This window comes from Clostridium sp. DL-VIII, assembly GCF_000230835.1.
GTDB lineage: Bacteria > Bacillota > Clostridia > Clostridiales > Clostridiaceae > Clostridium.
Genome location: NZ_CM001240.1, coordinates 848,906 through 870,572, shown reverse-complemented (window position 1 = coordinate 870,572; position 21,667 = coordinate 848,906). Strand labels below are relative to the sequence as shown.

Genomic DNA, 21,667 nt, shown 5'->3' with positions numbered 1-21,667 from the left:
TTGTTTTTATTATATCATAAATACATTATACGCTAACTTTTCATCAAGTATTGCCTTTGTGTTATAATTATATCCTCTTACTGTAGTATCTATAATTTTCTGCAGCGAAAAGCTGCCTTAAATCAACTTTAAGGCAGCTTGCATATAATCATTATATATATTTTTTTATTTCTTCTACTTTATTTAATTGTTCCCATGGTAAATTTAAATCATTTCTTCCAAAGTGTCCATAAGCAGCTGTTTGTTTATATATAGGTCTTCTTAAATCAAGATCTCTAATTATAGCTCCTGGTCTTAAATCAAACACTTTTTCTACTATTTCAACGATTTTATCTTCATCTATTTTTCCTGTTCCAAATGTTTCAACTTCGATTGACACTGGCTTAGCAACACCAATTGCATATGCTAATTGAATTTCTAGCTTATCTGCAACACCTGCAGCAACTAAATTTTTAGCAACCCATCTTGCAGCATAAGCAGCTGATCTATCTACCTTTGTTGGATCTTTTCCTGAGAAAGCACCACCGCCGTGTCTTCCATATCCACCGTATGTATCAACTATTATCTTTCTTCCTGTTAAACCAGAATCTCCTTGAGGTCCTCCAACAACGAATCTTCCTGTTGGATTAATGAAGTATCTAGTTTTGCTATCTAATAATTCAGCTGGAACAACAGCATCAATAACATACTTCTTAACATCTGCTTGGATTTGTTCTAAAGAAACTTTATCATCATGTTGTGTTGATATAACGATAGTATCAATTCTCTTTGGCTTATTATCTTCATATTCAACTGTAACTTGAGTTTTACCATCTGGTCTTAAATATCCTAATGTATCATTCTTTCTTACTTCTGTAAGTCTTCTTGATAACTTATGAGCCATAAATATTGGAAGTGGCATAAAGTCTTCAGTTTCATTAGTTGCAAAACCAAACATCATTCCTTGATCTCCAGCTCCTACAGCTTCAACCTCATCTTTTTCACCTTTTTTAGATTCAAAGGCTTCATCTACACCCATAGCAATATCCGCTGATTGCTCATCTATTGATGTAAGAACTGCACAAGTATCACAGTCAAATCCAAATTTTGCTCTGTCATACCCAATTCCTCTTACTGTTTCTCTTACTACTTTTGGAATATCAACGTAACAATTAGTTGATATTTCTCCCATTACCATTACCATACCAGTAGTTGTACATGTTTCACATGCAACTCTTGCAAGTGGATCTTTTTCTAATAAAGCATCTAATATAGCATCTGATATTTGGTCACACATTTTATCTGGATGGCCTTCTGTAACTGATTCTGAAGTAAATAATCTTCTCATTTTTTTCTCTCCTTAACTTAAATATTTTAAATAATTATTATATTTTTCTTTTGTTAATTAGGTTTGTACAAATTTAAGATAAATGAAAAAAACTCTTCGATAAGAAGAGTATAATTTTACAAATCACTTTCTTATCTTGTAGAAACACCTCTACAGGAATTGGCACCTTATATAATACAGGTTGCCGGGTTTCATAGGGCCCTTTCCCTCCACCTCTCTTGATAAGAGTCACATCATTTAATTTTCAAAAAATATTTTACCACATCACGCAAAGTTAGTCAACATTATAGAATGCAATCAATATACTATCTAAATACATACATACATGTATATTAAAAAGTACTTTATGATTATAGAATACAAAATAAAAAAAGAACAAACTAAGTTTATTCTTTTCTGGTGGAGGAAGATGGATTCGAACCATCGAAACGAAACGTAACAGATTTACAGTCTGCCCCCTTTGGCCACTCGGGAATTCCTCCATATTCTTTTTTAATATAATATAAGTTACTAAGTAAATACTTTCTTATATTATTTTATTGGAGCTGGCAATAGGAATCGAACCTACAACCTGCTGATTACAAGTCAGCTGCTCTACCGTTGAGCCATGCCAGCACGTTATCCACTTTAAAATTATCATTTTACAATTAAACTTTATTTTTTAGATGGTGGGCACAACAGGGCTCGAACCTGTGACCCCCTGCTTGTAAGGCAGGTGCTCTCCCAGCTGAGCTATGCGCCCATCTAAATGGTGGAGGAAGATGGATTCGAACCATCGAAACGAAACGTAACAGATTTACAGTCTGCCCCCTTTGGCCACTCGGGAATTCCTCCAAAACAAATTACTTTAATGTCGTCACTTTTCAACTGATCGACAATGATTAGTATATCTGCAAAGAGCTTTTATTTCAACTCTCATATCCACTAGTGTGACTAATTTATCCTTCTATTCCTCCTGATTTCTTCTATATACTTCAATTTAACATATCATTCTTATTTATTTTTTATTTTCTCATTAACCTTGTCTAATTGTATAAAATTTGAACTTATTCTTTCTATTTCTTTATAATCTTCATCTGAAAGCCTCTTGTTTAGAAGCTTAAAAGCATTCGTTATTCCTTCTTCTTCATTATCTTCTTCATAATACTCTCTTATCTTCCCCATATCAAGCGCGGATAGCTTTTTTAGTATCTTCTCAAAATCCTTTCTATCCTCAGAAGATAGTTGTTCTAATGCTTTTTCTTTATCTACTTTAAACACGGTTCCATTATTATAAGACACAATTTCTTTACTAATAGTATCACTAGCTGCAATTTGACCTTCTGGCTGCCAAAAAAACATTAAATAAATATTTAGTAATATTATAAATATTGATAATAAATATACACAAACTTTCTTCATATTAACCTCCTTTACTTGTATTAATTTCCATAAAATATTTTTTTATACTATCTTTTGATTACTCATCATATACATTTTATAAAGGGGGTATATGTCCTTGATTGATTTAAATTCTAATACAAATTCAAAATTTTATTATGATTTAACTTTAGAAATTAAAAATTACATTACTGAAAATACTGTAATAGTTTGTATTGGTACTGATAAATGTATCGGTGATTGCTTAGGACCTTTAGTAGGATCCATATTAACTGAAAACTTTTTCCCACTTCCAGTTTACGGAACCTTATCTTTTCCAATTCATGCTTTAAATATAGATGAACGATTAGATGAAATATACACTAAACATCCTAAAGCATCCATAATTGGTGTTGACGCATGTTTAGGAGATGAGAGTGATATAGGCGAAATTCGCATACGAGACTATGCGATACATCCAGGCAAAGGAGTAGGTAAGGAGCTTCCTGAGGTTGGAATTGCTTCTGTCATAGGAATTGTCGACTCTAGCGATAATGCAGAACTCTTTTTTTCACGTAGTATAAGACTTTCCTTTGTTATGAACATGGCAAAAATCATATCTAGAATATTTATTGAAGCCTATAATTTAAATCGTGGGCAATTTCCTATGATTTAAATTATATACAAAAGCAATAACAATTTACTATATTCCAGATTTGCATGATTAATATGTCATTCTGATAATATTATATTAGGAAAACATATTTCTCTATTCTTTTGTAAATATGCATCATGATTATATACTTACTATTTCTTATTATATGCCTTCCTTATATTTTTTAATTAGGCACATGAAAAATAGGCTAGCAGATGGACTAGATATTTATTTGATTGTGCCTTAAATAACGGCCAGAACAATGTTCCAGCCGTTATTTATTAATACTATTCTATTAATACTATTTGTTGTGAATTTACTTCACTATCTAACTTATCTATGTAGCTTAAAACCTTACCAGTTCCTTTAACAACACATTCAATAGAATTCTCGGCAACAGTTGCTGCAACTCCTGTCCTAAATTCAATAAGCTTATCTAATCCATGTACTAATGCGCCACCACCAGTCATCAATATTCCTCTTTCTATTATGTCTGAAGCTAATTCAGGTGGAGTTCTCTCTAATACTCTTTTTACAGTTTCAACTATTACTTCTACTGGTTCTTTTATTGCATTTCTTATTTCCTCAGTAGTAATTTCTACTTCATCTGGTAATCCTGTTATAAGATTTCTTCCTTTCATCATATATGTTAGATTTCTAGAATTTTTAAAGGCCGATCCTATATTTATTTTTAATTCTTCAGCAGTCTTTTCGCCTATCATTAATTTATAATTATTTCTTACATATTTTATTATAGAATCGTCAAACTTATTTCCAGCCACTTTTATAGATTCTCTTTCTACTACTCCTCCTAATGAAATTACAGCAACATCACAAGTACCTCCACCAATGTCTACTACCATACATCCATTTGGTTTAGTAATATCTAATCCTGCACCAATAGCAGCTGCTAATGGTTCCTCTATTAAATGAACCTTTTTAGCTCCTGAGTTCATGGCTGCATCAATTACTGCTCTTTTCTCAACTTCCGTTGCTTGAGATGGTACACAAACAATTACTTTAGGTGCCCTAATAGTTTTCTTACCACATGCTTTTCTTATAAATTCTTTTAGCATTTTTTGTGTTATATCGTAATCCGAAATAACTCCATCTTTCAACGGACGTACTGCAACTATGTTTCCCGGGGTTCTTCCTATCATTTTTCTTGCCTCTTCCCCTATAGCCAATAGCTTATTATTATTTTTATTTATAGCTACTACGGATGGCTCCTTTAATACCACCCCTTTACCACTCACATAAACTAACACAGTTGCCGTTCCTAAGTCAATTGCAAGGTCTATCCCTGTTCTCCACATCTCTTATTCACTCCTATAATACATATTAATACCTATATTTACATAATTCTACTAATATTATATTATAGACTTAAATTTATCAAGATTCAATAATTTTATACTTCATTTTTGTTGCTTCTCCACCCCTAATGTGTCTTTCAGCTTTATTTAATTCCAATATAGAATGAGTTTCTTGGGCAATTTCCGGATTAATTTTTAAAAGTCTTTCTGTCATATCTTTATGAATTGTACTCTTACTTACTCCAAAAACCTTTGCGGTCTTTCTTATTGTAGCTTTTGAATCTATAATGTACCTTGCAACATCTAAAACTCTTTCTTCAATATAATCTTTCAAAATATCACTTCCTTAATCTTGTCTTTAACATAATAGTTTGTTAATATTTTTAATTAGTCATTTATCCTAACTATGACAAATGACTAATATTAACTTTTATCTTATTTAGTTTTTAAGCTGAAATATTTTTCCGGATTAACTTGCTCTCCATTAGCATCAATTACCTGTAAATTTAAAAATTCTCCAAATACATCTTTGCTAAATACTTTTGCGGTCTCTCCAACCTTACCAATAACTTGGTTAGCTGTTACCTTTTCACCATTCTTAACCGATAAATTTGCATCAAGATTTCCATATCTTGTTTTCAATCCATTAGCATGTTTAATCTCTACAACTACGCCTTCTTCAACCCCTGTATTTTCAGCAAAATCTACCACACCATCAGCTGATGCCTTAACATCAGTTCCTATATTAGCTTGTATATTTACACCTCTAACAGTTCTAAAAGAACCTTCTTCCATTTTTACTGGAGCAGGATAAGTATATTTTCTACTTTCAACACCATCTATAGGATTTATGAAACTTACTTTATTAGTTGTAGCTACTGTAGTTGATTTCTCTGCTTTTGTATTATTATTATTGCTTTCCTTATTGTCCTGAACATTTTCTACTCTCTCTGCATTTTGAACTTCATTTATAGCCTTTTCATCATTGCTAGAATTCAATGTTAATTCTTTATTTGTATCTTCTGTCTTATTTACTTCATTTTTACTGCTCATCATTTTATATGAGACGGTTCCAATAGCCAATAATATGCAAAGACAGAGGAATAAAGCGATATAAAATCCCTCCTTCCTAAATAATTTTTTTGCTCTTTCTTTTAAATTCTTGTTCAACATGAACACCTCCAATTGTTATATTTCCCCTTTTACGAGAAATAATACATAAACGTATATTTTTTTATTTGATATTTTTGTGTTTTTCAATTAATTTCTTATTAGTCTTGAGTATATCCACTTTTTTATCTTTTATACAAAATAACCATTTTTTATTATTTAAATACTATAAATTCATACAACTTAGATAACATCATCCAAACTGTTAATTATTTAAAAATCACTAAATTAAAAAGAGAATAATCATTTTATAAAAAATAATTATTCTCTCTAAATATCTGTTGAAGATGTTCGATTGTAAATAAAAAGCAGTATATTACTGCTAAAAAGTTCGCTTATACTTGAATTCATTAAACTACTTTTCGTGTTTTATATTTATTTTATTTGTATGTTATAGTTTGAAGTTCCACCCCATTATAGTAGTGCTTAAGAATTTTATCATAAGTTTCACCATTTTTAGCCATAACATCTGCTCCCCACTGACTCATTCCAACTCCATGTCCATAACCCGTACAATCTATTTCTACTCCATCACTTTCCAAATTTAATATGAAGTTTGTTGAATTTAAATTAAACAGTTCTCTAAATTCTGTGCCTTTTATATTCTCATTACCTACTTTAATTTCTTTTACACTTCCAGCTTCAGTATAGCTTTCTATTTTTATCTGAGAAACTAAGTCATTTACTTTAATCTTGGCATCTTTATATTTTGCATTAATCTTATTTACGAATTCATTTATTGGAACTTTTACAGTAGATTTATATTTAGGAGCAATTTCTTCCCCTTTACTTTCTTCAGATTTCAAATATGGTACATCAATAGAAAGGACATCTTTTGCATCTTCAGTTTTACCTGAGCTAATAGCAAAGAACTGTGGATATTCTAACACAGCTCCATTGTAAGTAAGAACTTGGCCTTTTGTATCCAGAACTGCTTTCTGAATTTTATTCCAATTACTTTCTTTTTCTTGACTACTCCATTTAGACATCCTTTCATCTCTACTCATGTATACTTGGCAATTACTTGTGTCACAAACTTCTGCTCCTTTTTCCTTATCATCTTTGCTTGGGTTATTACGTCTATTCATATAAAATGTTCTTGCTGCTACCGCTTGAGCCTTTAATGCCTCTTCTTCAAAGCTTGCTGGCATTTCACTTGCTACTACCCCCATTATATATTCTTCCAAATCTATCTCCTCTACTTTATCTTCTGCCTTGCGATAAAGTTTTACTTTTCCATTTTGTGGAAATACTATTTGTGAATTCTTAATCAGACTTTCATCCTTTAAACTAAATGAATTGCTCCTCCCCTGATCAACATCTAAAAATATTAGTGGCAATACAATTAAGATACTCAAAATAATTATACTTATAATGACAGTTATTTTTATATTATTATTAATTTTTATATTTGAATTTTTCATACCAATTATCTTCATTAATTTTTCCTCCCCAAATATGCACTATAAAATATATTCTTTACTTTCTACAATTATGATGATTATGTTAACTACAAATATAAAAATTTCAATTATAAGTTGTTCATATAGTTAAGCCTTCCCGCTTTGCTGATAGTTTTCTTAATATTAGAAATAAAATAAAAAAGCTCAAGAAATAAACATAAAATATCTATTTCTTGAGCTTTTGCATTTCTTTTTTTAATAATATATTACTGAAGCAAATTTATATACTTACTCTATAAATATCTGCTCCTAAATTTCTGAATTTATTTTCAATGCTAACATATCCTCTATCAATATGATAAACATCGCTTACTTCAGTCTCTCCATCTGCTATTAGTCCACTTAATATCATGGCTGCTCCCGCCCTCAAATCTGTTGCCTTCACCATACATCCTGTGAGCTTAGGAGTTCCCTCAATTATTGCTGTTCTTCCATCAATTTTTATATTAGCTCCCATTCTCTGAAGCTCAGCCACATGCATAAATCTATTTTCAAAAACCGTTTCTGTGATTACACTTACACCTTCAACTATAGATAATAAACTCATCATCTGTGCTTGCATATCTGTTGGAAAACCTGGATAAGGCAAAGTCTTTATATCTAATGGCCTTTTAGGTCCTCTTCCATCTACTATTATAGAATTATTGTCATTATGAGTAAATTTAACACCACATTCTTTTAGTTTCTCTATTATCGGTCTTAAATGATCCTCATTTGCTCCATTAATTTTTATTTTGCTATTTGTAATAGCCGCTGCTATCATAAATGTTCCAGCTTCTATTCTGTCATATATTGGCCTATAATGAGTTCCATTTAGACTTTTAACCCCATGTATTGTTATCTTACCAAATCCAGCACCTTCTATTTCAGCACCCATTTTATTTAGAAATTGTGCTAAATCCCATATCTCCGGCTCTTCTGCTGCATTCTCTATTATCGTTGTACCCTCAGCAAAAACTGCTGCCATCATAATATTTTCTGTTGCACCAACTGAAGGAAAATCTAAGTATATTCTATTGCCTCTAATCTTTTTTGCTCTAACCTCTACAAAACCATGGCCAATTGTAACATTAGCTCCAAGTAGTTTAAATCCCTTAAGATGTAAATCTATGGGCCTGCTACCTATATTACATCCACCTGGCAATGATAGTTTGCAATATCCAAATCTAGCAAGCATAGGTCCCATAATAAAAAATGATGCTCTCATTTTCCTCATCAGCTCAGCATTAGCATCCATTTCCCTTATATTCTTTGTATTTATTGTCAATTCATTGTTTAAATTAGAAATATTAACATCACAATTTAATTCACTTAATAATTTACATATAACTTTTACATCTTCTAATTGAGGTGTATTTTCAATAACTATAGGTTCTGGACATAATATAGTTGCTGCAATTATAGGCAAAATTGAATTTTTGGCACAACTTATATCAACTTCACCTTTCAGCTCCTTTACACCTTTAACTACTATTTTCTCCATATTATCCTCCATAATAATTGTTAAACATCTGAAATTTTGTCCAAAAACTAAATCTGTTCTGAATTTATACAGTGGAATTAGTTTTTTATATAAAACCCTGTTCCAATGCACGCGACAAAACTAATTAATTTTTAGTTTTTTCAATATGTCTTAATATGCTGTAAATATTATTGGCGTACCAATTATTATATGTGAAACTTTATTATACCTAATTAATGCAAAATTAATTTTATAGCTGCCATTTAAATATCCTGTTCCAGTATAGCCATTATTAATCCCTAGTAATTCTGTATTTTTTAAATCATTCTCATCTAAAAACTTATTTATTGAGTAGCCATCACTTAAATTTTTTCCTTCGTAATAAGAAAAATATTGAACATCTTCTGATTCTTTATTTTCAACTTTTTGAATCATATCTCTTAAATTTATTGTTGAATACTCACTATTCTTATTAATTAGTACAATTTCTACATAGCTGTATTTATCCTCACGCCATATTTTTACATTAATGTTATAACTATGATTGAAAATTTCAAACTGATTTTCATTGATCTCTTCATAATCACCCTCTGTGTTATGAATAAAATATTCTTTTATCCTGTAAATTTCTCTTTGCATATCTTGTTTTGTTTTATATTGAAGCTTTACACCATTTTCTTCAAATACACTTACATTTCTCGCCTTTAACTCTAGTGAATTTAGTGCATTTTGTGAACTATTTACATTACCAGAAATCGCTCCTATCTCAAAAAAAGATAACAACAACATAAGAATTGCCATGCTTATTTTCATATTACTTCCCCCTTAAGTTATCTTTTTTAATTATGGACAATTCTGATAATTAATATTCCATTTTTATCTAACTATATTTATATAATATAAATTTCTTAAAATTTTGTGATAGATTGTCAATATCTAGAATAAAAAATAGTAAAAAAACTACCTTATGAAGATATAAACATAAACCTGAGGAATAAAAAAATAAAGTGTAATGTCTCTTATATAGTTTCACCCATATAAGAAATATTACACTTTAAATCGTCATAAAATTTTATCTATGACTAGATTTCTTTAACAATATTCTTTGTTTTGCTCTAAGCAATGCTGCTTCTGCTCTACCCTTATTGTATTTTTCAGGGTTTTTTAGCCTGCTTTCAGCCCTTTTTAAAGCTTCTTCTGCTCTTTCTTCATCGATGTCTTCTTCAAATTCAGCAGCATCACTACTTATTACCATTTCATTATTTCCAACTTGCACAAGAGCTTTAGAAATAAATAATTCCTCATCATTTCCTTTAGCATCTTTAAATTTAGCAATACAAGGAATAGTACTTGATATTAAGTTTGCGTGATTTGCTAAAACTTCAAATTCTCCATCAGCAGTTTTTAGCATTACTTTTTCAACCTCTCCATTATACACTTCATGGCTAGGTGTAACTATTTTTAGTAAAAAGGTATTAGCCATAATTGCTCATCCCCTTTATCCTAAATTCTTTGCTTTTTCTAGAACATCGTCTATAGTACCTGCAAATAAGAATGCTGATTCTGGTAAATCATCATACTTACCTTCAAGAATTTCTCTAAATCCTCTAATAGTTTCCTTTATAGGAACATATTTACCCTTTAAGCCAGTAAATTGTTCACCAACTGTAAATGGTTGAGATAAGAATCTTTGGATTCTTCTTGCTCTAGCTACGACAGCTTTATCTTCGTCTCCTAATTCATCTACACCTAGGATAGCTATGATATCCTGTAATTGTCTATATTTTTCAAGAACATTTTTAACGTCTGCTGCTACTTTATAGTGTTCTTCCCCAACCACTTTAGGATCTAGTATTCTTGATGTAGATTCTAATGGGTCTACAGCTGGATATATACCAAGTTCTGCTATACCTCTAGATAAAACTGTTGTTGCATCTAGATGAGAGAATGTTGTAGCTGGTGCTGGGTCAGTTAAGTCATCGGCAGGAACATATACAGCTTGAACTGATGTAATTGATCCATTAACTGTCGATGTAATTCTTTCTTGAAGGGCACCCATTTCAGTTGCAAGTGTTGGTTGATATCCAACAGCTGAAGGTGTTCTTCCAAGTAACGCTGATACCTCAGAACCTGCTTGAGTATATCTGAATATGTTATCTATGAATAATAACACGTCTTGCCCTTTATCTCTAAAGTATTCTGCCATAGTAAGACCTGTTAAGGCAACTCTCATTCTGGCACCTGGTGGTTCATTCATTTGTCCGAATACTAATGCAGTCTTATCAATAACTCCTGACTCTTTCATTTCATAATATAAGTCATTACCTTCTCTTGATCTTTCACCAACACCGGTAAATACTGATAATCCACCATGTTGTTTAGCTATATTGTTGATTAACTCTTGAATTAAAACTGTTTTACCAACTCCAGCTCCTCCAAATAGACCTATCTTACCACCTCTTTGATATGGTGCAAGTAAGTCTACTACTTTTATCCCTGTTTCAAACATCTCAGGTTCAACTGATTGATCTTTAAAACTAGGTGCTGGTCTATGAATTGGGTATTGTTGTTTTATTTCAACATCACCACATTTATCAATAGGCTTTCCTAAAACATTAAATAATCTTCCGAGTACTTCTTCTCCTACTGGAACAGAAATAGGTGCTCCTGTATCAATAGCATCCATTCCTCTTTTTAAACCTTCTGTAGCTTCCATTGCTATTGCTCTAACTATATCGTCTCCAACGTGTTGTTCAACTTCTGCTACTAAATCATGATCTCCCATCTTAATAATAATTGAATTATATAAGTTTGGAAGAGAATCTGTATCAAACTTTATATCTATTACTGGTCCAATTACTTGAACTACTTTTCCAATCTTTTCAGGCATAAGATACCTCCTTACTAATTTTGAGCTGCTGCTCCTCCAACAATTTCACTTATTTCTTGTGTAATAGCACCTTGTCTGATTCTATTATACTTGAGTTTTAAGTTAGACAATAAATCATTTGCATTTTTTGTAGCTCCATCCATAGCAGTCATTCTTGTACTTTGCTCGCTGCATTTTGAGCTCAATAAAACGTTTCTTATTTTTCCTTTTAAATAGATGTTAAGAGCATCTTCTAATACTATACCTAAATCAGGTTCAATAAGGTATGGATTTGATTTTTCTTCTGGTTTATCTATAGGCAAAATTTTAACGCATTTTTGCTGCTGATTAACTGATGATATAAACTCAGAATATATGATATTAACTTCTGAAACTTCTCCATTAAGATACATTTCAAGGGCTTTATCAAATATTAACTTTGCATCACTTACTGTTGGTAAATCTGAAATCCCAACATATTCAGCTACAGGCTCTACTTTAATTCTTTTTAAGTAACCAGCACCTTTAGCTCCAACCAAAATAACTTTCGAAGTCTTTTTCTTGTCTTTAATTATGCTGTCTAAGTAAGATACTACACCACTATTGAAACCACCACATAATCCTGAATCTGATGTCATTAGCACATATAATTTATTTTCATTATCATTACCATCGAAATAAATATTTGCACCCTCTAAACTAGCTGTAGCTGCAAGATTCTTTACAGTTGGTTCAGTTATTTCAATGAACTTATTGTTTACTACAAGTTCATTTTTAGTTTTTCTTAACTTAGAAGTGGCAACAAGCCCCATAGCATTTGTTATTTTTTTTGTATTTTCTACTGATCTAATTCTCTTCTTTAAATCAAGAAGTCCAGCTGCGCCCATTATTTCCACCTCCTAAAGAAGGGCATAGCTAATTTAAGCTATGCTTCCTTTAAAAATATCTTTTTAAACTCAACTATTGCTTCCTCTAACTTAGCTTTAATATCATCAGTTAAAGTTTTTTCAGTAATAATTGCTTTTTCAACTTCTCTATGATGAGTGTCAGCATATTCTAAGAATTCTTCTTCAAATCTCTTTATATCGCTAACTTTGATATCTGATAAGAAATCATTAACTGCAGCATATAATATCATTACTTGTTTTCCAACTTCAAGTGGACTGTATTGATTTTGTTTTAATACTTCAACTAATCTCTTACCTTTTTCAAGTCTTCTACTAGAATCGGCATCTAAATCAGAACCGAATTGAGTAAATGCTTCAAGTTCTCTATATTGTGCAAGTTCAAGTCTTAATGTACCACTTACTTGCTTCATAGCTTTAATTTGAGCGCTACCACCAACTCTGGATACTGATATACCAGCATTTACGGCTGGTCTTTGTCCTGCATTAAATAAATCAGATTCTAGGAATATTTGACCATCTGTAATTGAAATTACATTTGTTGGTATGTACGCTGTAACGTCTCCTGCTTGTGTTTCTATAATTGGAAGTGCTGTTATTGAACCACCACCTAATTCCTTAGATAGTTTAGCAGCTCTTTCAAGTAATCTTGAGTGAATATAGAAAACATCACCTGGATAAGCTTCTCTTCCTGGTGGTCTCTTAAGTAATAATGACATAGCTCTATAAGCTGTAGCATGTTTAGAAAGGTCATCGTATATTATTAATACATCCTTTCCTTGAAGCATGAAATATTCACCTATACTACATCCAGCATATGGAGCAATATATTGAAGTGGTGCAGATTCTGATGCTGTAGCATCTACAACTATAGTATAATCCATAGCACCTGCTTCAGTAAAAGTATTTACTAAATGGGCAACTGTAGATTGTTTTTGACCAATAGCTACATAAATACAGATAACATCTTTACCCTTTTGGTTCAAGATAGTATCTATTGCTATTGCAGTTTTACCTGTTTGTCTATCTCCAATTATAAGTTCTCTTTGACCTCTACCAATTGGAATCATTGAGTCTATAGCCTTAATACCAGTTTGTAGTGGTTGATTAACAGAGCTTCTGTCAATGATTCCGGCTGCTGGTACTTCCACTGGCCTATGTCCTGCTGCAATTATAGGTCCTCTACCATCAATTGGTTCCCCTAATGCATTAACTACTCTTCCAAGCATTGCTTCACCAACTGGAACTTCAACAACTTTTCCGGTTCCTTTAACTATATCGCCTTCTTTTATTCCTTTTTCATCTCCTAAAAGAACGCAACCAACGTTATCTTGTTCAAGGTTTAAAACCATACCATATACATTGTTAGGAAATTCTAATAATTCCCCTTGCATACAATTATCTAATCCATAAACCCTTGCAACACCATCTCCGATTTGGATTATAGTACCAGAATCCACTGTTTTAATATCTTTTTCGTAATTTTCTATTTCCTTCTTTATAATAGAAGTTATTTCTTCTGGTTTAATATTCATGGATTCACCTCTATTCTTTCTTAAGCATTAAATCTTTCATCTCTTCTACCTTTGATTTCAAAGTACCATCAATAACATCATTTCCAACTTTTACATAGACCCCGCCTAAAAGGCTTTTGTCTACTTTAGTATCAAATAATATAGTTTTTTCGTACTTCTTTTCAAAGATATCCTTTAATTGTTTTAATTCATCATCTAAAAGCGGTACAACAGTTTTAACTAGACCTCTAATAGTATTTCTTCTTTCTAAATCAATATTTTCCATTTGATTTAGTATATCTTTTAATTGAAGAATTCTTCCTTTTTCAATTAAAATAATCATGAAGGAAAGTAATTCATCATCAATCTTTCCTTTAAACAAATCAGTAAATAATTGCTTCTTTTTTGTTGTATTAATTACTGGATGTTTAAGTACTTCATAGAAATCTTCATTTTCAGCAAAAATGTTGCAGATTTCTGTTAAATCACGTAAATATTCATCTACACTATTTTTTTTCTCAGCAATTTCATATAGAGCTAAAGCATATCTTTTTTCTAAATATTCATGCATACTACATACCTACCTTAGCAATAAAATCGCCGATAAGTTTTCTATGTGTTGCTTCATCTACTTGCTCACCTAATGCTTTAACTGAAAGCTCGATTGCTAAATCTACTGCTTGTTTTTTGATTTCATATTCTGCTTTTTCTTTTTCTCTTTCAATTTCTAAGCTAGCTCTTTCTTTTAATGAAGTTGCTTCAACTTTTGCATTTTCAACGATTTCTGCATAAAGCTTATCACCCTTAGCTCTTTGTTCTTCAGTGATTTTCTTACCTTCTTCTTTGGCTCCTTGTAGAATCTGCTCATTTTTAACTAGATACATTCTAGCTTTTTCAGCATCTTCATCAGCTTTAGTCATTTTATCATTTATATATTTTTGTCTTTCTCCAATTATTCCTTTTAGTTTATTCCAAAAGAAATGTCTTAAAAGCAAAAGTATAATGGCAAAATTAATCCAGTTGATTATTAATGTCGACAATCTAATTTCCATATTTTATCTATATCCTCCCTTCGGAGTCAATACAATTAACTCATACGAACTCATATTTAGCTATTATTTACCCATTACTATAAATGACATTACTAATCCGTAAATCGCTGTTGTTTCTGCAAGGGCTGCACCTAAAAGTAAAAATGTCATTATTCTTGGTTGTGCTTCTGGTTGTCTTGCCACTGCTTCAATTGCCTTTCCTGTTGCGATACCAATACCTGCACCTGCTCCAATACCAGATAATACAGCTATACCTGCTGCTAAAACTCCAAAACTCATTCTAATTCCTCCTTAAATTTTCAAAAATGTTTGTTTGTTTGTTTAAATTTACTCTTCTGCAACGTTTTTAATATTAATCATAGTTAACATTGAGAATACTACCATTTGAAGTACTCCATCAAATAAATCAAAATAACCATGTAATATAATTGGTATTCCTAGCTGTGCAAAAACTCCTATTGATCTTAAGCCAGAATAAACTAAATCTACCAATACTACAGCTGCAAACATGTTACCAAAAAGTCTAAGTGCTAATGTTATTGGCAACATAACTCTTTCTAATAGATTAAGTGGTAACATAGGTACAAATGGATGAAAATATGCTTTTCCATAACCAAGAAGTCCATTTTTTCTAATTGCATTTATATTTACAACTAAAAATGTAACTATTGCAAATGATGCTGTTGTGCTAACATCACTTGTCGGTGGTTTGAAACCTATTGCCCCAATCCAGTTAAGGACTAGCAAATAAATCATTAATGTTCCTATATATGGTACAAATGATTCATACTCTTTACCCATGGTGTTCACTATAAAATCTTTTAATAGCTGATATATATTTTCTACAGCAGCCTGGGTTTTATTTGGTTTTAACTTCAAATTTCTTGTCAATACATAAGCAGCTATAGCTAAAACCACAATAACAACCCATTCAATTATTATACCCGCTGTAATATCAACAGTATAGCCAAAAATTTCAGGCGACCATACAGGCATAGGCGTAATTTCCAATTCAAACACTTCCTTTCCTTCTCATTATATTTGATCCTATTAGCAGAATATAATGTGAAACAAATCCAGCTATATAATAAAGCATATATATCATATTATCTCTGAATGGCAATATAGTAATAACTATGAAAGCCATTCTAAGAAAAAATTCTAGTATGAAAAGCCAATTCTTTGCACCTTTACCCAAATTTTTTCCAATTGTATAACCATATGCCAAAAAATTAGCTAATGCTACACATATTCCTACTGCATAGATCCCTGCATATGTAAAATTAGAAAATAATACTATCAGTAAAGATATCAATGCACCACTTACCAGATCATACTTGATAGCTTGTAAGAGCAGTTTATTCATCTCTTTATTCATACATTACCTCCTAACTCTCAATGTTTATATTATATCTTTTATATTTATCTTTAACAAATTACTATTTTAAGTTAAATTATGCCGATTGCCCGCTTATGATTAGTTTATATTTGTATTTCTTCAAAATGCTCAGCAAATCTTACATATTACTTCATTTTTCTTATTTTTTGATGTTTATTATTTTTCACATTGCTCTTGTCAGAATATTCTGTTATATGAATAATTGCATTTCAATTCATGTTAACATTTTCATTACAGTTATTGTAAATTTTTTTTATCATTTCTGTAAATTTTGTGCAAATAACGCCTTTTTTAACTTTCATATATAGCAAACTTAAAATTATGATTTTAATAAAATTGAATATATAATTTAATGCTAATTCAAAATTTATTTTCATTTTTCAATTTATTAGATAAATTTACTTCTTCTTTTATTAAACCCATCAGATTCGAACCATATTATAATACGCATAAAACCTTTTAACTAAAATTTTTTCATGAAAATTTTTAATATAATACTTCAAATTTTATGTAATCTAAGCATTGTTTCTATTTTCTTCTTTAATTTGTCCTTTTATACTAACTTGTTTATAAAATTTCTTCTATAAAAAAAAGTTACTATGACAGTTTATCATAGTAACTTTTACAGAAATGATATTTGTACTAAACTCTTTCAACAATAAGAGCTGTTCCCATTCCCCCACCAATACAAAGTGTTGCAAGTCCTTTTTTAGCATCTCTTTTTTCCATTTCATGAAGAAGAGTAACTAAGATTCTTGCTCCTGATGCACCAACTGGGTGACCTAAAGCAAGTGCTCCACCATTTACATTTACTTTTGACATATCAAATTTTAAATCTTTAGCAACTGCTAAACTTTGTGCTGCAAAAGCTTCATTTGCTTCAATTAAATCCAAATCTTCTACTGTTAAGTTAGCTTTTTCTAAAGCTTTTTTAGTTGCATGGAATGGTCCATATCCCATAATAGCTGGATCTAATCCTTTTGATCCGTAAGAAACGATTTTAGCCATTGGTTTAATTCCTAATTCTGCTGCTTTTTCTGCACTCATAACAACAAATGCTGCTGCTCCATCATTAATTCCTGAAGCATTACCAGCTGTTACAGTACCATCTTTAATAAATGCAGGTTTCAATTTTGCTAAAGTTTCAACTGTTGTTCCGAATCTTGGGAATTCATCTGTATCAAATACTTTTGGATCTCCCTTTCTTTGTGGGATAACAACTGGAACTATTTCATCTTTGAATCTTCCTGATTTAATTGCTGCTTCAGCTTTTTGTTGAGAAGCTGCTGCAAAAGCATCTTGTTCTTCTCTAGTTAATCCCCATTCTTTGGCAATGTTTTCAGCTGTAACTCCCATATGATAGTTATTAAAAGCATCCCATAATGAATCCTTTATCATTGAGTCAACTAATTTACCATCGCCCATTCTTTGGCCCCATCTTGCCTTATCTAATACATATGGTGCAGCTGACATGTTTTCCATACCACCTGCAACAATAACATCAGCATCTCCTGCTTTAATCATTTGAGCTGCTAAACTAACTGCTCTAAGACCTGATCCACAAACCTTATTTATTGTCATAGCTGAAACTTCTTGTGGTAATCCAGCTTTAATTGTTGATTGTCTTGCTGTGTTTTGACCAAGACCTGCTTGAATTACGTTACCCATTATAACTTCTTCAATTAATTCAGGTTTAACCCCAGCTCTGTTAACTGCTTCCTTAATTACTAAAGCTCCTAAATCAACTGCTGATACATCTTTTAATGAACCACCAAAACTACCTAATGCTGTTCTTACCGCACTTACAATAACTACGTCTTTCATGTTTGACCTCCTCAAATCACATTAATTATACTATAATTTTTTCGTTAAATTATTAACATAACTAAATTATACCCTCTATTATTTGTTTTATCAAGAGAAAATTGTTAAATTTTAAACAAACTTTAAAATTTTTTAGTAATACGAAAAAAATAACAAATCAATACTGTCATGTATATTCCGTGTCATACAAGAAAATACGTTAACATAATTGCTAAACTAAATTAACGTATTTCCTAAAAGTATGATACGAAATAAACAAGCATATTGACTTGCTATCTTATTGAATCTGTATCAAATTCCTCTACATTTCTTGAATTTAAATCAAAGTATTTTAATATAGCATCTACTATTCTTCTTGATGCAATTCCATCTCCATATGGATTAATAGATTTACTCATTTTAGAATAAGCTTCATCATTTCTAAGTAATTCATTTGCCTCAGAAACAATTCTATCTACATCTGTTCCAACCAACTTTACAGTTCCAGCTTCAACAGCTTCTGGACGCTCTGTTACATCTCTTAATACTAGTACCGGTTTACCTAGATGTGGAGCTTCCTCCTGCAATCCTCCTGAATCTGTCATTACCATAAATGATTTGTTCATTAAATTATGAGTTTCTTTAGTATCTAGTGGTGATAATAAATGAATTCTCTCTTTTCCACCAAGCCTCTCAAATACTACATCTTTAACAACCGGATTTAAATGAACTAAATATATCAATTCTACATCACTGTTTTGTTCCACTATCTTGTTTAGTGCAATGCAGATATTCTGAATTCCTTCTCCCCAATTTTCTCTTCTATGTGCAGTAATCATTATAACCTTTTTATTAAAATCTATGTTGTTTAATTCCTCATTTTCAAAAACGTAATTTTCCTCAACTGTGTGTTTCATTGCATCAATTACAGTGTTTCCTGTAACATATATTTCATTCTCTTTTATGCCCTCTCTTAACAAGTTATTTTTTGATCCCTTAGTAGGTGCAAAATGTAAATCTGCTAAACTACCTGTCAATTTTCTGTTCATCTCTTCTGGGAAAGGGAAATATTTGTTGAAGGTTCTAAGACCCGCTTCTACATGACCCACCTTAATTTGTTGATAAAACGCAGCTAATGAACCAGCAAATGTAGTTGTTGTATCTCCGTGAACTAGAATCATATCTGGCTTTTCTTCCTTAAATACTTCTTCTAATCCCTCTAAAACTCTACTCGTAATTCCAGTCAAGCTTTGCTTTGTTTTCATTATGTTTAAATCAAAATCTGGTTTAATATCAAATAATTCTAAGACTTGATCCAGCATTTCTCTATGTTGAGCTGTTACACAAACCTTTGATTCAATTTCTTCTCTTTTTTCCAACTCTTTTACTAAAGGTGCCATTTTTATAGCTTCCGGCCTTGTTCCAAAAATAGTAATTATTTTTTTAGTACTCAATTCATTTCCTCCTAATTCAAACATTTCATTCAGTTAAAAGTCAAGAGTTAACAATTAACAGTTGAGGATAAAAACCACTGGTTTCCTTCTTTATAACTCAGAAATTCTATGATTCTATTGTAGAATTTGCTATTAAAATCATAAATCCCTAATTTTTAATTCAATATCCTGCTTCTCTTGCAATTTTTAAAGAGTCATCATCTTCTATCCAAGATTCTACACTAATTCCCCTGTAATCATCTTTTGAATCTCTTATAATAACGCTGATAATTCCTGAATTAATTATCAGTCTCTTACACATTGAACAAGAGTTAGCATCTTTTACATATTCTTTAGTTTTTGCATCTTTCCCAACTAGATATAAGGTTGCTCCAATCATATCCTTTCTTGAAGCACTTATTATTGCGTTAGCTTCACTATGAACACTTCTGCAAAGTTCATATTGGGTTCCTCTTGGTATATTAAGTTTTTCTCTTATGCAGCTATTTAAATCTATACAATTTTTCCTGCCTCTTGGTGCGCCTGTATAACCTGTTGAAATTATTTCATCATTTTTAACTATTATCGATCCATAATTTCTTCTTAAACAAGTTCCTCTCTCTAAAACTGTTTCTGCAATATCTAAATAATAGTTTTGCTTATCTCTTCTTTCCATATTCAAAATCCCCACAAATCATAAATTAGTCCAGGTTACTTATGTATATATAGTCAGTATATTTTTTAATTTATAATCTTTACTAAAAACTTTATTTAGTACCAAACAGTCTATCTCCTGCATCCCCAAGTCCTGGTACTATATATCCGCTTTCATTTAATTTCTCATCTATAGACGCTAAATATATATCTACATCAGTATGAGCCTTTTGCACTGCTTCAATTCCTTCTGGAGCTCCAACTAAACACATTAATTTTAAGTTTTTAGCTCCTCTATTTTTAAGCATTGTTATAGCATCTATTGATGAACCGCCTGTTGCAAGCATTGGATCTACAACGATTATGTCTCTCTCAGCAATATCTTGTGGTAATTTGCAGAAATATTCTACCGGTTGAAGTGTTTTTTCATCTCTATATAATCCAATATGGCCAACCTTAGCAGCAGGAATTAAGTTGATCACTCCATCAACCATTCCAAGACCAGCTCTTAGTATAGGTACTACTGCTATTTTCTTTCCTGCAAGCATTTGACATTTAGCTACAGCTACAGGAGTTTTCACATCAACTTCTTCTGTATGTAAGTCTCTTGTAACCTCATAAGCCATTAACATAGAAATTTCTTCTACTAACTTCCTAAATTCTTTTGAACCTGTTTCCTCATCTCTTAAAATCGCTAACTTATGTAATATTAATGGGTGATTTATTTCTGTTACTTTACTCATTATTATCCCTCCGAATTAAACTTTTTCACTACTTATTATACTTTTTTTCAATTTCTGATATTTTATCTATTCTTTTTTGATGTCTATCTCCTTCAAATTTTGATGTTAGAAATGTTTTTACTATATCCAAAGCAAGCCCAGTCCCAACAACTCTTTGGCCCATTGTTAATATATTGGCATTATTATGTTCTCTAGTCGCATGTGCACTAAATGTATCTGAACATAATGCTGCTCTTATTCCAGGAACTTTATTGGCTGAAATACCGATTCCTATTCCTGTACCACAGATTAGTATTCCAAATTCATATTCTTTTGATGCAACTGCCTCAGACACTGGTAAAGCAATATCAGGATAATCACAAGAACTAGTTGAATATGTGCCAAAATCCTTTACTTCGTGATTTTCACTTTTTAAATAATTAATAATCTCATTTTTTAATTCAAATCCGCCATGATCGCATCCAATTGCAATTTTCATAATTTAATCATCTCCAAATCTAATTAATCTTAAGTCTATTATCATCAGCACTTTCTGAAAAATAT

Annotated in this window: 23 protein-coding genes, 4 tRNA genes and 1 riboswitch; of the genes, 1 reads left to right on the top strand and 26 read right to left on the bottom strand. The window is 31.2% G+C overall.

The features are described 5' to 3' along the window. Positions 1 to 151: 151 nt before the first annotated feature. The 6 genes from metK to CDLVIII_RS04010 form a co-directional block, all read right to left on the bottom strand. Positions 152 to 1,327, bottom strand: coding sequence for a methionine adenosyltransferase (metK, locus tag CDLVIII_RS04035; RefSeq protein WP_009168151.1), 1,176 nt, complete (start codon positions 1,325 to 1,327; stop codon positions 152 to 154). Positions 1,328 to 1,455: 128 nt separating this feature from the next. Then, a riboswitch (SAM riboswitch) is annotated at positions 1,456 to 1,555 on the bottom strand. A gap of 169 nt (positions 1,556 to 1,724) precedes the next feature. Beyond that, a tRNA-Tyr gene (locus CDLVIII_RS04030) sits at positions 1,725 to 1,809 on the bottom strand. Positions 1,810 to 1,867: 58 nt separating this feature from the next. Next, positions 1,868 to 1,942, bottom strand: a tRNA-Thr gene (locus tag CDLVIII_RS04025). Positions 1,943 to 1,993: 51 nt separating this feature from the next. Then, positions 1,994 to 2,069: transfer RNA gene (locus CDLVIII_RS04020), tRNA-Val, on the bottom strand. A gap of 7 nt (positions 2,070 to 2,076) precedes the next feature. Beyond that, positions 2,077 to 2,161: transfer RNA gene (locus tag CDLVIII_RS04015), tRNA-Tyr, on the bottom strand. A gap of 159 nt (positions 2,162 to 2,320) precedes the next feature. After that, entirely contained in the window at positions 2,321 to 2,728 is a 408-nt protein-coding gene (locus tag CDLVIII_RS04010; protein WP_009168150.1) for a hypothetical protein, read from the bottom strand. Between the two features lie 91 nt (positions 2,729 to 2,819). Here CDLVIII_RS04010 and yyaC point away from each other — a divergent pair, with 91 nt between their 5' ends. After that, positions 2,820 to 3,362, top strand: coding sequence for a spore protease YyaC (gene yyaC / locus CDLVIII_RS04005; RefSeq protein WP_035301651.1), 543 nt, complete (start codon positions 2,820 to 2,822; stop codon positions 3,360 to 3,362). Positions 3,363 to 3,628: 266 nt separating this feature from the next. Here yyaC and CDLVIII_RS04000 read toward each other — a convergent pair whose 3' ends face one another. From CDLVIII_RS04000 to rpiB, 20 genes are all read right to left on the bottom strand, one after another. Continuing rightward, a complete protein-coding gene (locus tag CDLVIII_RS04000; protein WP_009168148.1) occupies positions 3,629 to 4,657 on the bottom strand; it encodes a rod shape-determining protein in 1,029 nt (342 codons plus the stop codon). Positions 4,658 to 4,736: 79 nt separating this feature from the next. Next, entirely contained in the window at positions 4,737 to 4,991 is a 255-nt protein-coding gene (gene spoIIID, locus CDLVIII_RS03995; protein WP_009168147.1) for a sporulation transcriptional regulator SpoIIID, read from the bottom strand. Between the two features lie 101 nt (positions 4,992 to 5,092). After that, the gene (locus CDLVIII_RS03990) at positions 5,093 to 5,827 is read right to left on the bottom strand and encodes a M23 family metallopeptidase (protein WP_035302051.1); all 735 of its coding nucleotides are present in this window, start codon (positions 5,825 to 5,827) and stop codon (positions 5,093 to 5,095) included. Positions 5,828 to 6,207: 380 nt separating this feature from the next. Further along, positions 6,208 to 7,266: a stage II sporulation protein D gene (gene spoIID / locus CDLVIII_RS03985; RefSeq protein ID WP_009168145.1), complete on the bottom strand. Its 1,059-nt coding sequence runs from the start codon at positions 7,264 to 7,266 to the stop codon at positions 6,208 to 6,210. 244 nt (positions 7,267 to 7,510) lie between these two features. After that, the gene (gene murA / locus CDLVIII_RS03980) at positions 7,511 to 8,773 is read right to left on the bottom strand and encodes a UDP-N-acetylglucosamine 1-carboxyvinyltransferase (RefSeq protein ID WP_009168144.1); all 1,263 of its coding nucleotides are present in this window, start codon (positions 8,771 to 8,773) and stop codon (positions 7,511 to 7,513) included. A 150-nt stretch (positions 8,774 to 8,923) separates the two neighbouring features. After that, complete coding sequence (locus CDLVIII_RS03975) at positions 8,924 to 9,565, bottom strand: hypothetical protein (protein WP_009168143.1); 642 nt, start codon at positions 9,563 to 9,565, stop codon at positions 8,924 to 8,926. Positions 9,566 to 9,824: 259 nt separating this feature from the next. Further along, the gene (gene atpC / locus CDLVIII_RS03970) at positions 9,825 to 10,235 is read right to left on the bottom strand and encodes an ATP synthase F1 subunit epsilon (protein ID WP_009168142.1); all 411 of its coding nucleotides are present in this window, start codon (positions 10,233 to 10,235) and stop codon (positions 9,825 to 9,827) included. Between the two features lie 15 nt (positions 10,236 to 10,250). Next, positions 10,251 to 11,642 (bottom strand): F0F1 ATP synthase subunit beta, encoded by a 1,392-nt coding sequence (gene atpD, locus CDLVIII_RS03965; protein WP_009168141.1) that lies wholly within the window; start codon positions 11,640 to 11,642, stop codon positions 10,251 to 10,253. A gap of 14 nt (positions 11,643 to 11,656) precedes the next feature. Next, positions 11,657 to 12,508, bottom strand: a complete 852-nt coding sequence (atpG, locus tag CDLVIII_RS03960; protein WP_009168140.1) for an ATP synthase F1 subunit gamma — start codon at positions 12,506 to 12,508, stop codon at positions 11,657 to 11,659. 38 nt (positions 12,509 to 12,546) lie between these two features. Continuing rightward, on the bottom strand, positions 12,547 to 14,061 hold the full coding sequence (gene atpA, locus CDLVIII_RS03955; protein ID WP_009168139.1) for a F0F1 ATP synthase subunit alpha: 1,515 nt from the start codon (positions 14,059 to 14,061) through the stop codon (positions 12,547 to 12,549). A 10-nt stretch (positions 14,062 to 14,071) separates the two neighbouring features. After that, positions 14,072 to 14,611, bottom strand: coding sequence for a F0F1 ATP synthase subunit delta (locus CDLVIII_RS03950; protein ID WP_009168138.1), 540 nt, complete (start codon positions 14,609 to 14,611; stop codon positions 14,072 to 14,074). Position 14,612: 1 nt separating this feature from the next. Then, positions 14,613 to 15,092 carry a F0F1 ATP synthase subunit B gene (locus CDLVIII_RS03945; RefSeq protein WP_009168137.1) on the bottom strand — a complete coding sequence of 160 codons (480 nt, stop codon included), beginning with the start codon at positions 15,090 to 15,092 and terminating at the stop codon, positions 14,613 to 14,615. 63 nt (positions 15,093 to 15,155) lie between these two features. Next, positions 15,156 to 15,371, bottom strand: a complete 216-nt coding sequence (gene atpE / locus CDLVIII_RS03940) for an ATP synthase F0 subunit C (RefSeq protein WP_009168136.1) — start codon at positions 15,369 to 15,371, stop codon at positions 15,156 to 15,158. Positions 15,372 to 15,419: 48 nt separating this feature from the next. Then, positions 15,420 to 16,088: a F0F1 ATP synthase subunit A gene (locus CDLVIII_RS03935; protein ID WP_035302049.1), complete on the bottom strand. Its 669-nt coding sequence runs from the start codon at positions 16,086 to 16,088 to the stop codon at positions 15,420 to 15,422. Positions 16,089 to 16,104: 16 nt separating this feature from the next. Continuing rightward, positions 16,105 to 16,470 (bottom strand): hypothetical protein, encoded by a 366-nt coding sequence (locus CDLVIII_RS03930; RefSeq protein ID WP_009168134.1) that lies wholly within the window; start codon positions 16,468 to 16,470, stop codon positions 16,105 to 16,107. 663 nt (positions 16,471 to 17,133) lie between these two features. Further along, on the bottom strand, positions 17,134 to 18,315 hold the full coding sequence (locus tag CDLVIII_RS03925; protein WP_009168133.1) for an acetyl-CoA C-acetyltransferase: 1,182 nt from the start codon (positions 18,313 to 18,315) through the stop codon (positions 17,134 to 17,136). Between the two features lie 272 nt (positions 18,316 to 18,587). After that, positions 18,588 to 19,748, bottom strand: a complete 1,161-nt coding sequence (gene wecB / locus CDLVIII_RS03920) for a UDP-N-acetylglucosamine 2-epimerase (non-hydrolyzing) (protein WP_009168132.1) — start codon at positions 19,746 to 19,748, stop codon at positions 18,588 to 18,590. A 160-nt stretch (positions 19,749 to 19,908) separates the two neighbouring features. Beyond that, the gene (locus tag CDLVIII_RS03915) at positions 19,909 to 20,403 is read right to left on the bottom strand and encodes a deaminase (RefSeq protein WP_009168131.1); all 495 of its coding nucleotides are present in this window, start codon (positions 20,401 to 20,403) and stop codon (positions 19,909 to 19,911) included. Between the two features lie 91 nt (positions 20,404 to 20,494). Then, positions 20,495 to 21,124 carry a uracil phosphoribosyltransferase gene (gene upp, locus CDLVIII_RS03910; RefSeq protein WP_009168130.1) on the bottom strand — a complete coding sequence of 210 codons (630 nt, stop codon included), beginning with the start codon at positions 21,122 to 21,124 and terminating at the stop codon, positions 20,495 to 20,497. A 28-nt stretch (positions 21,125 to 21,152) separates the two neighbouring features. Further along, a complete protein-coding gene (gene rpiB, locus CDLVIII_RS03905) occupies positions 21,153 to 21,602 on the bottom strand; it encodes a ribose 5-phosphate isomerase B (protein WP_009168129.1) in 450 nt (149 codons plus the stop codon). Between the last annotated feature and the right edge of the window lie 65 nt (positions 21,603 to 21,667).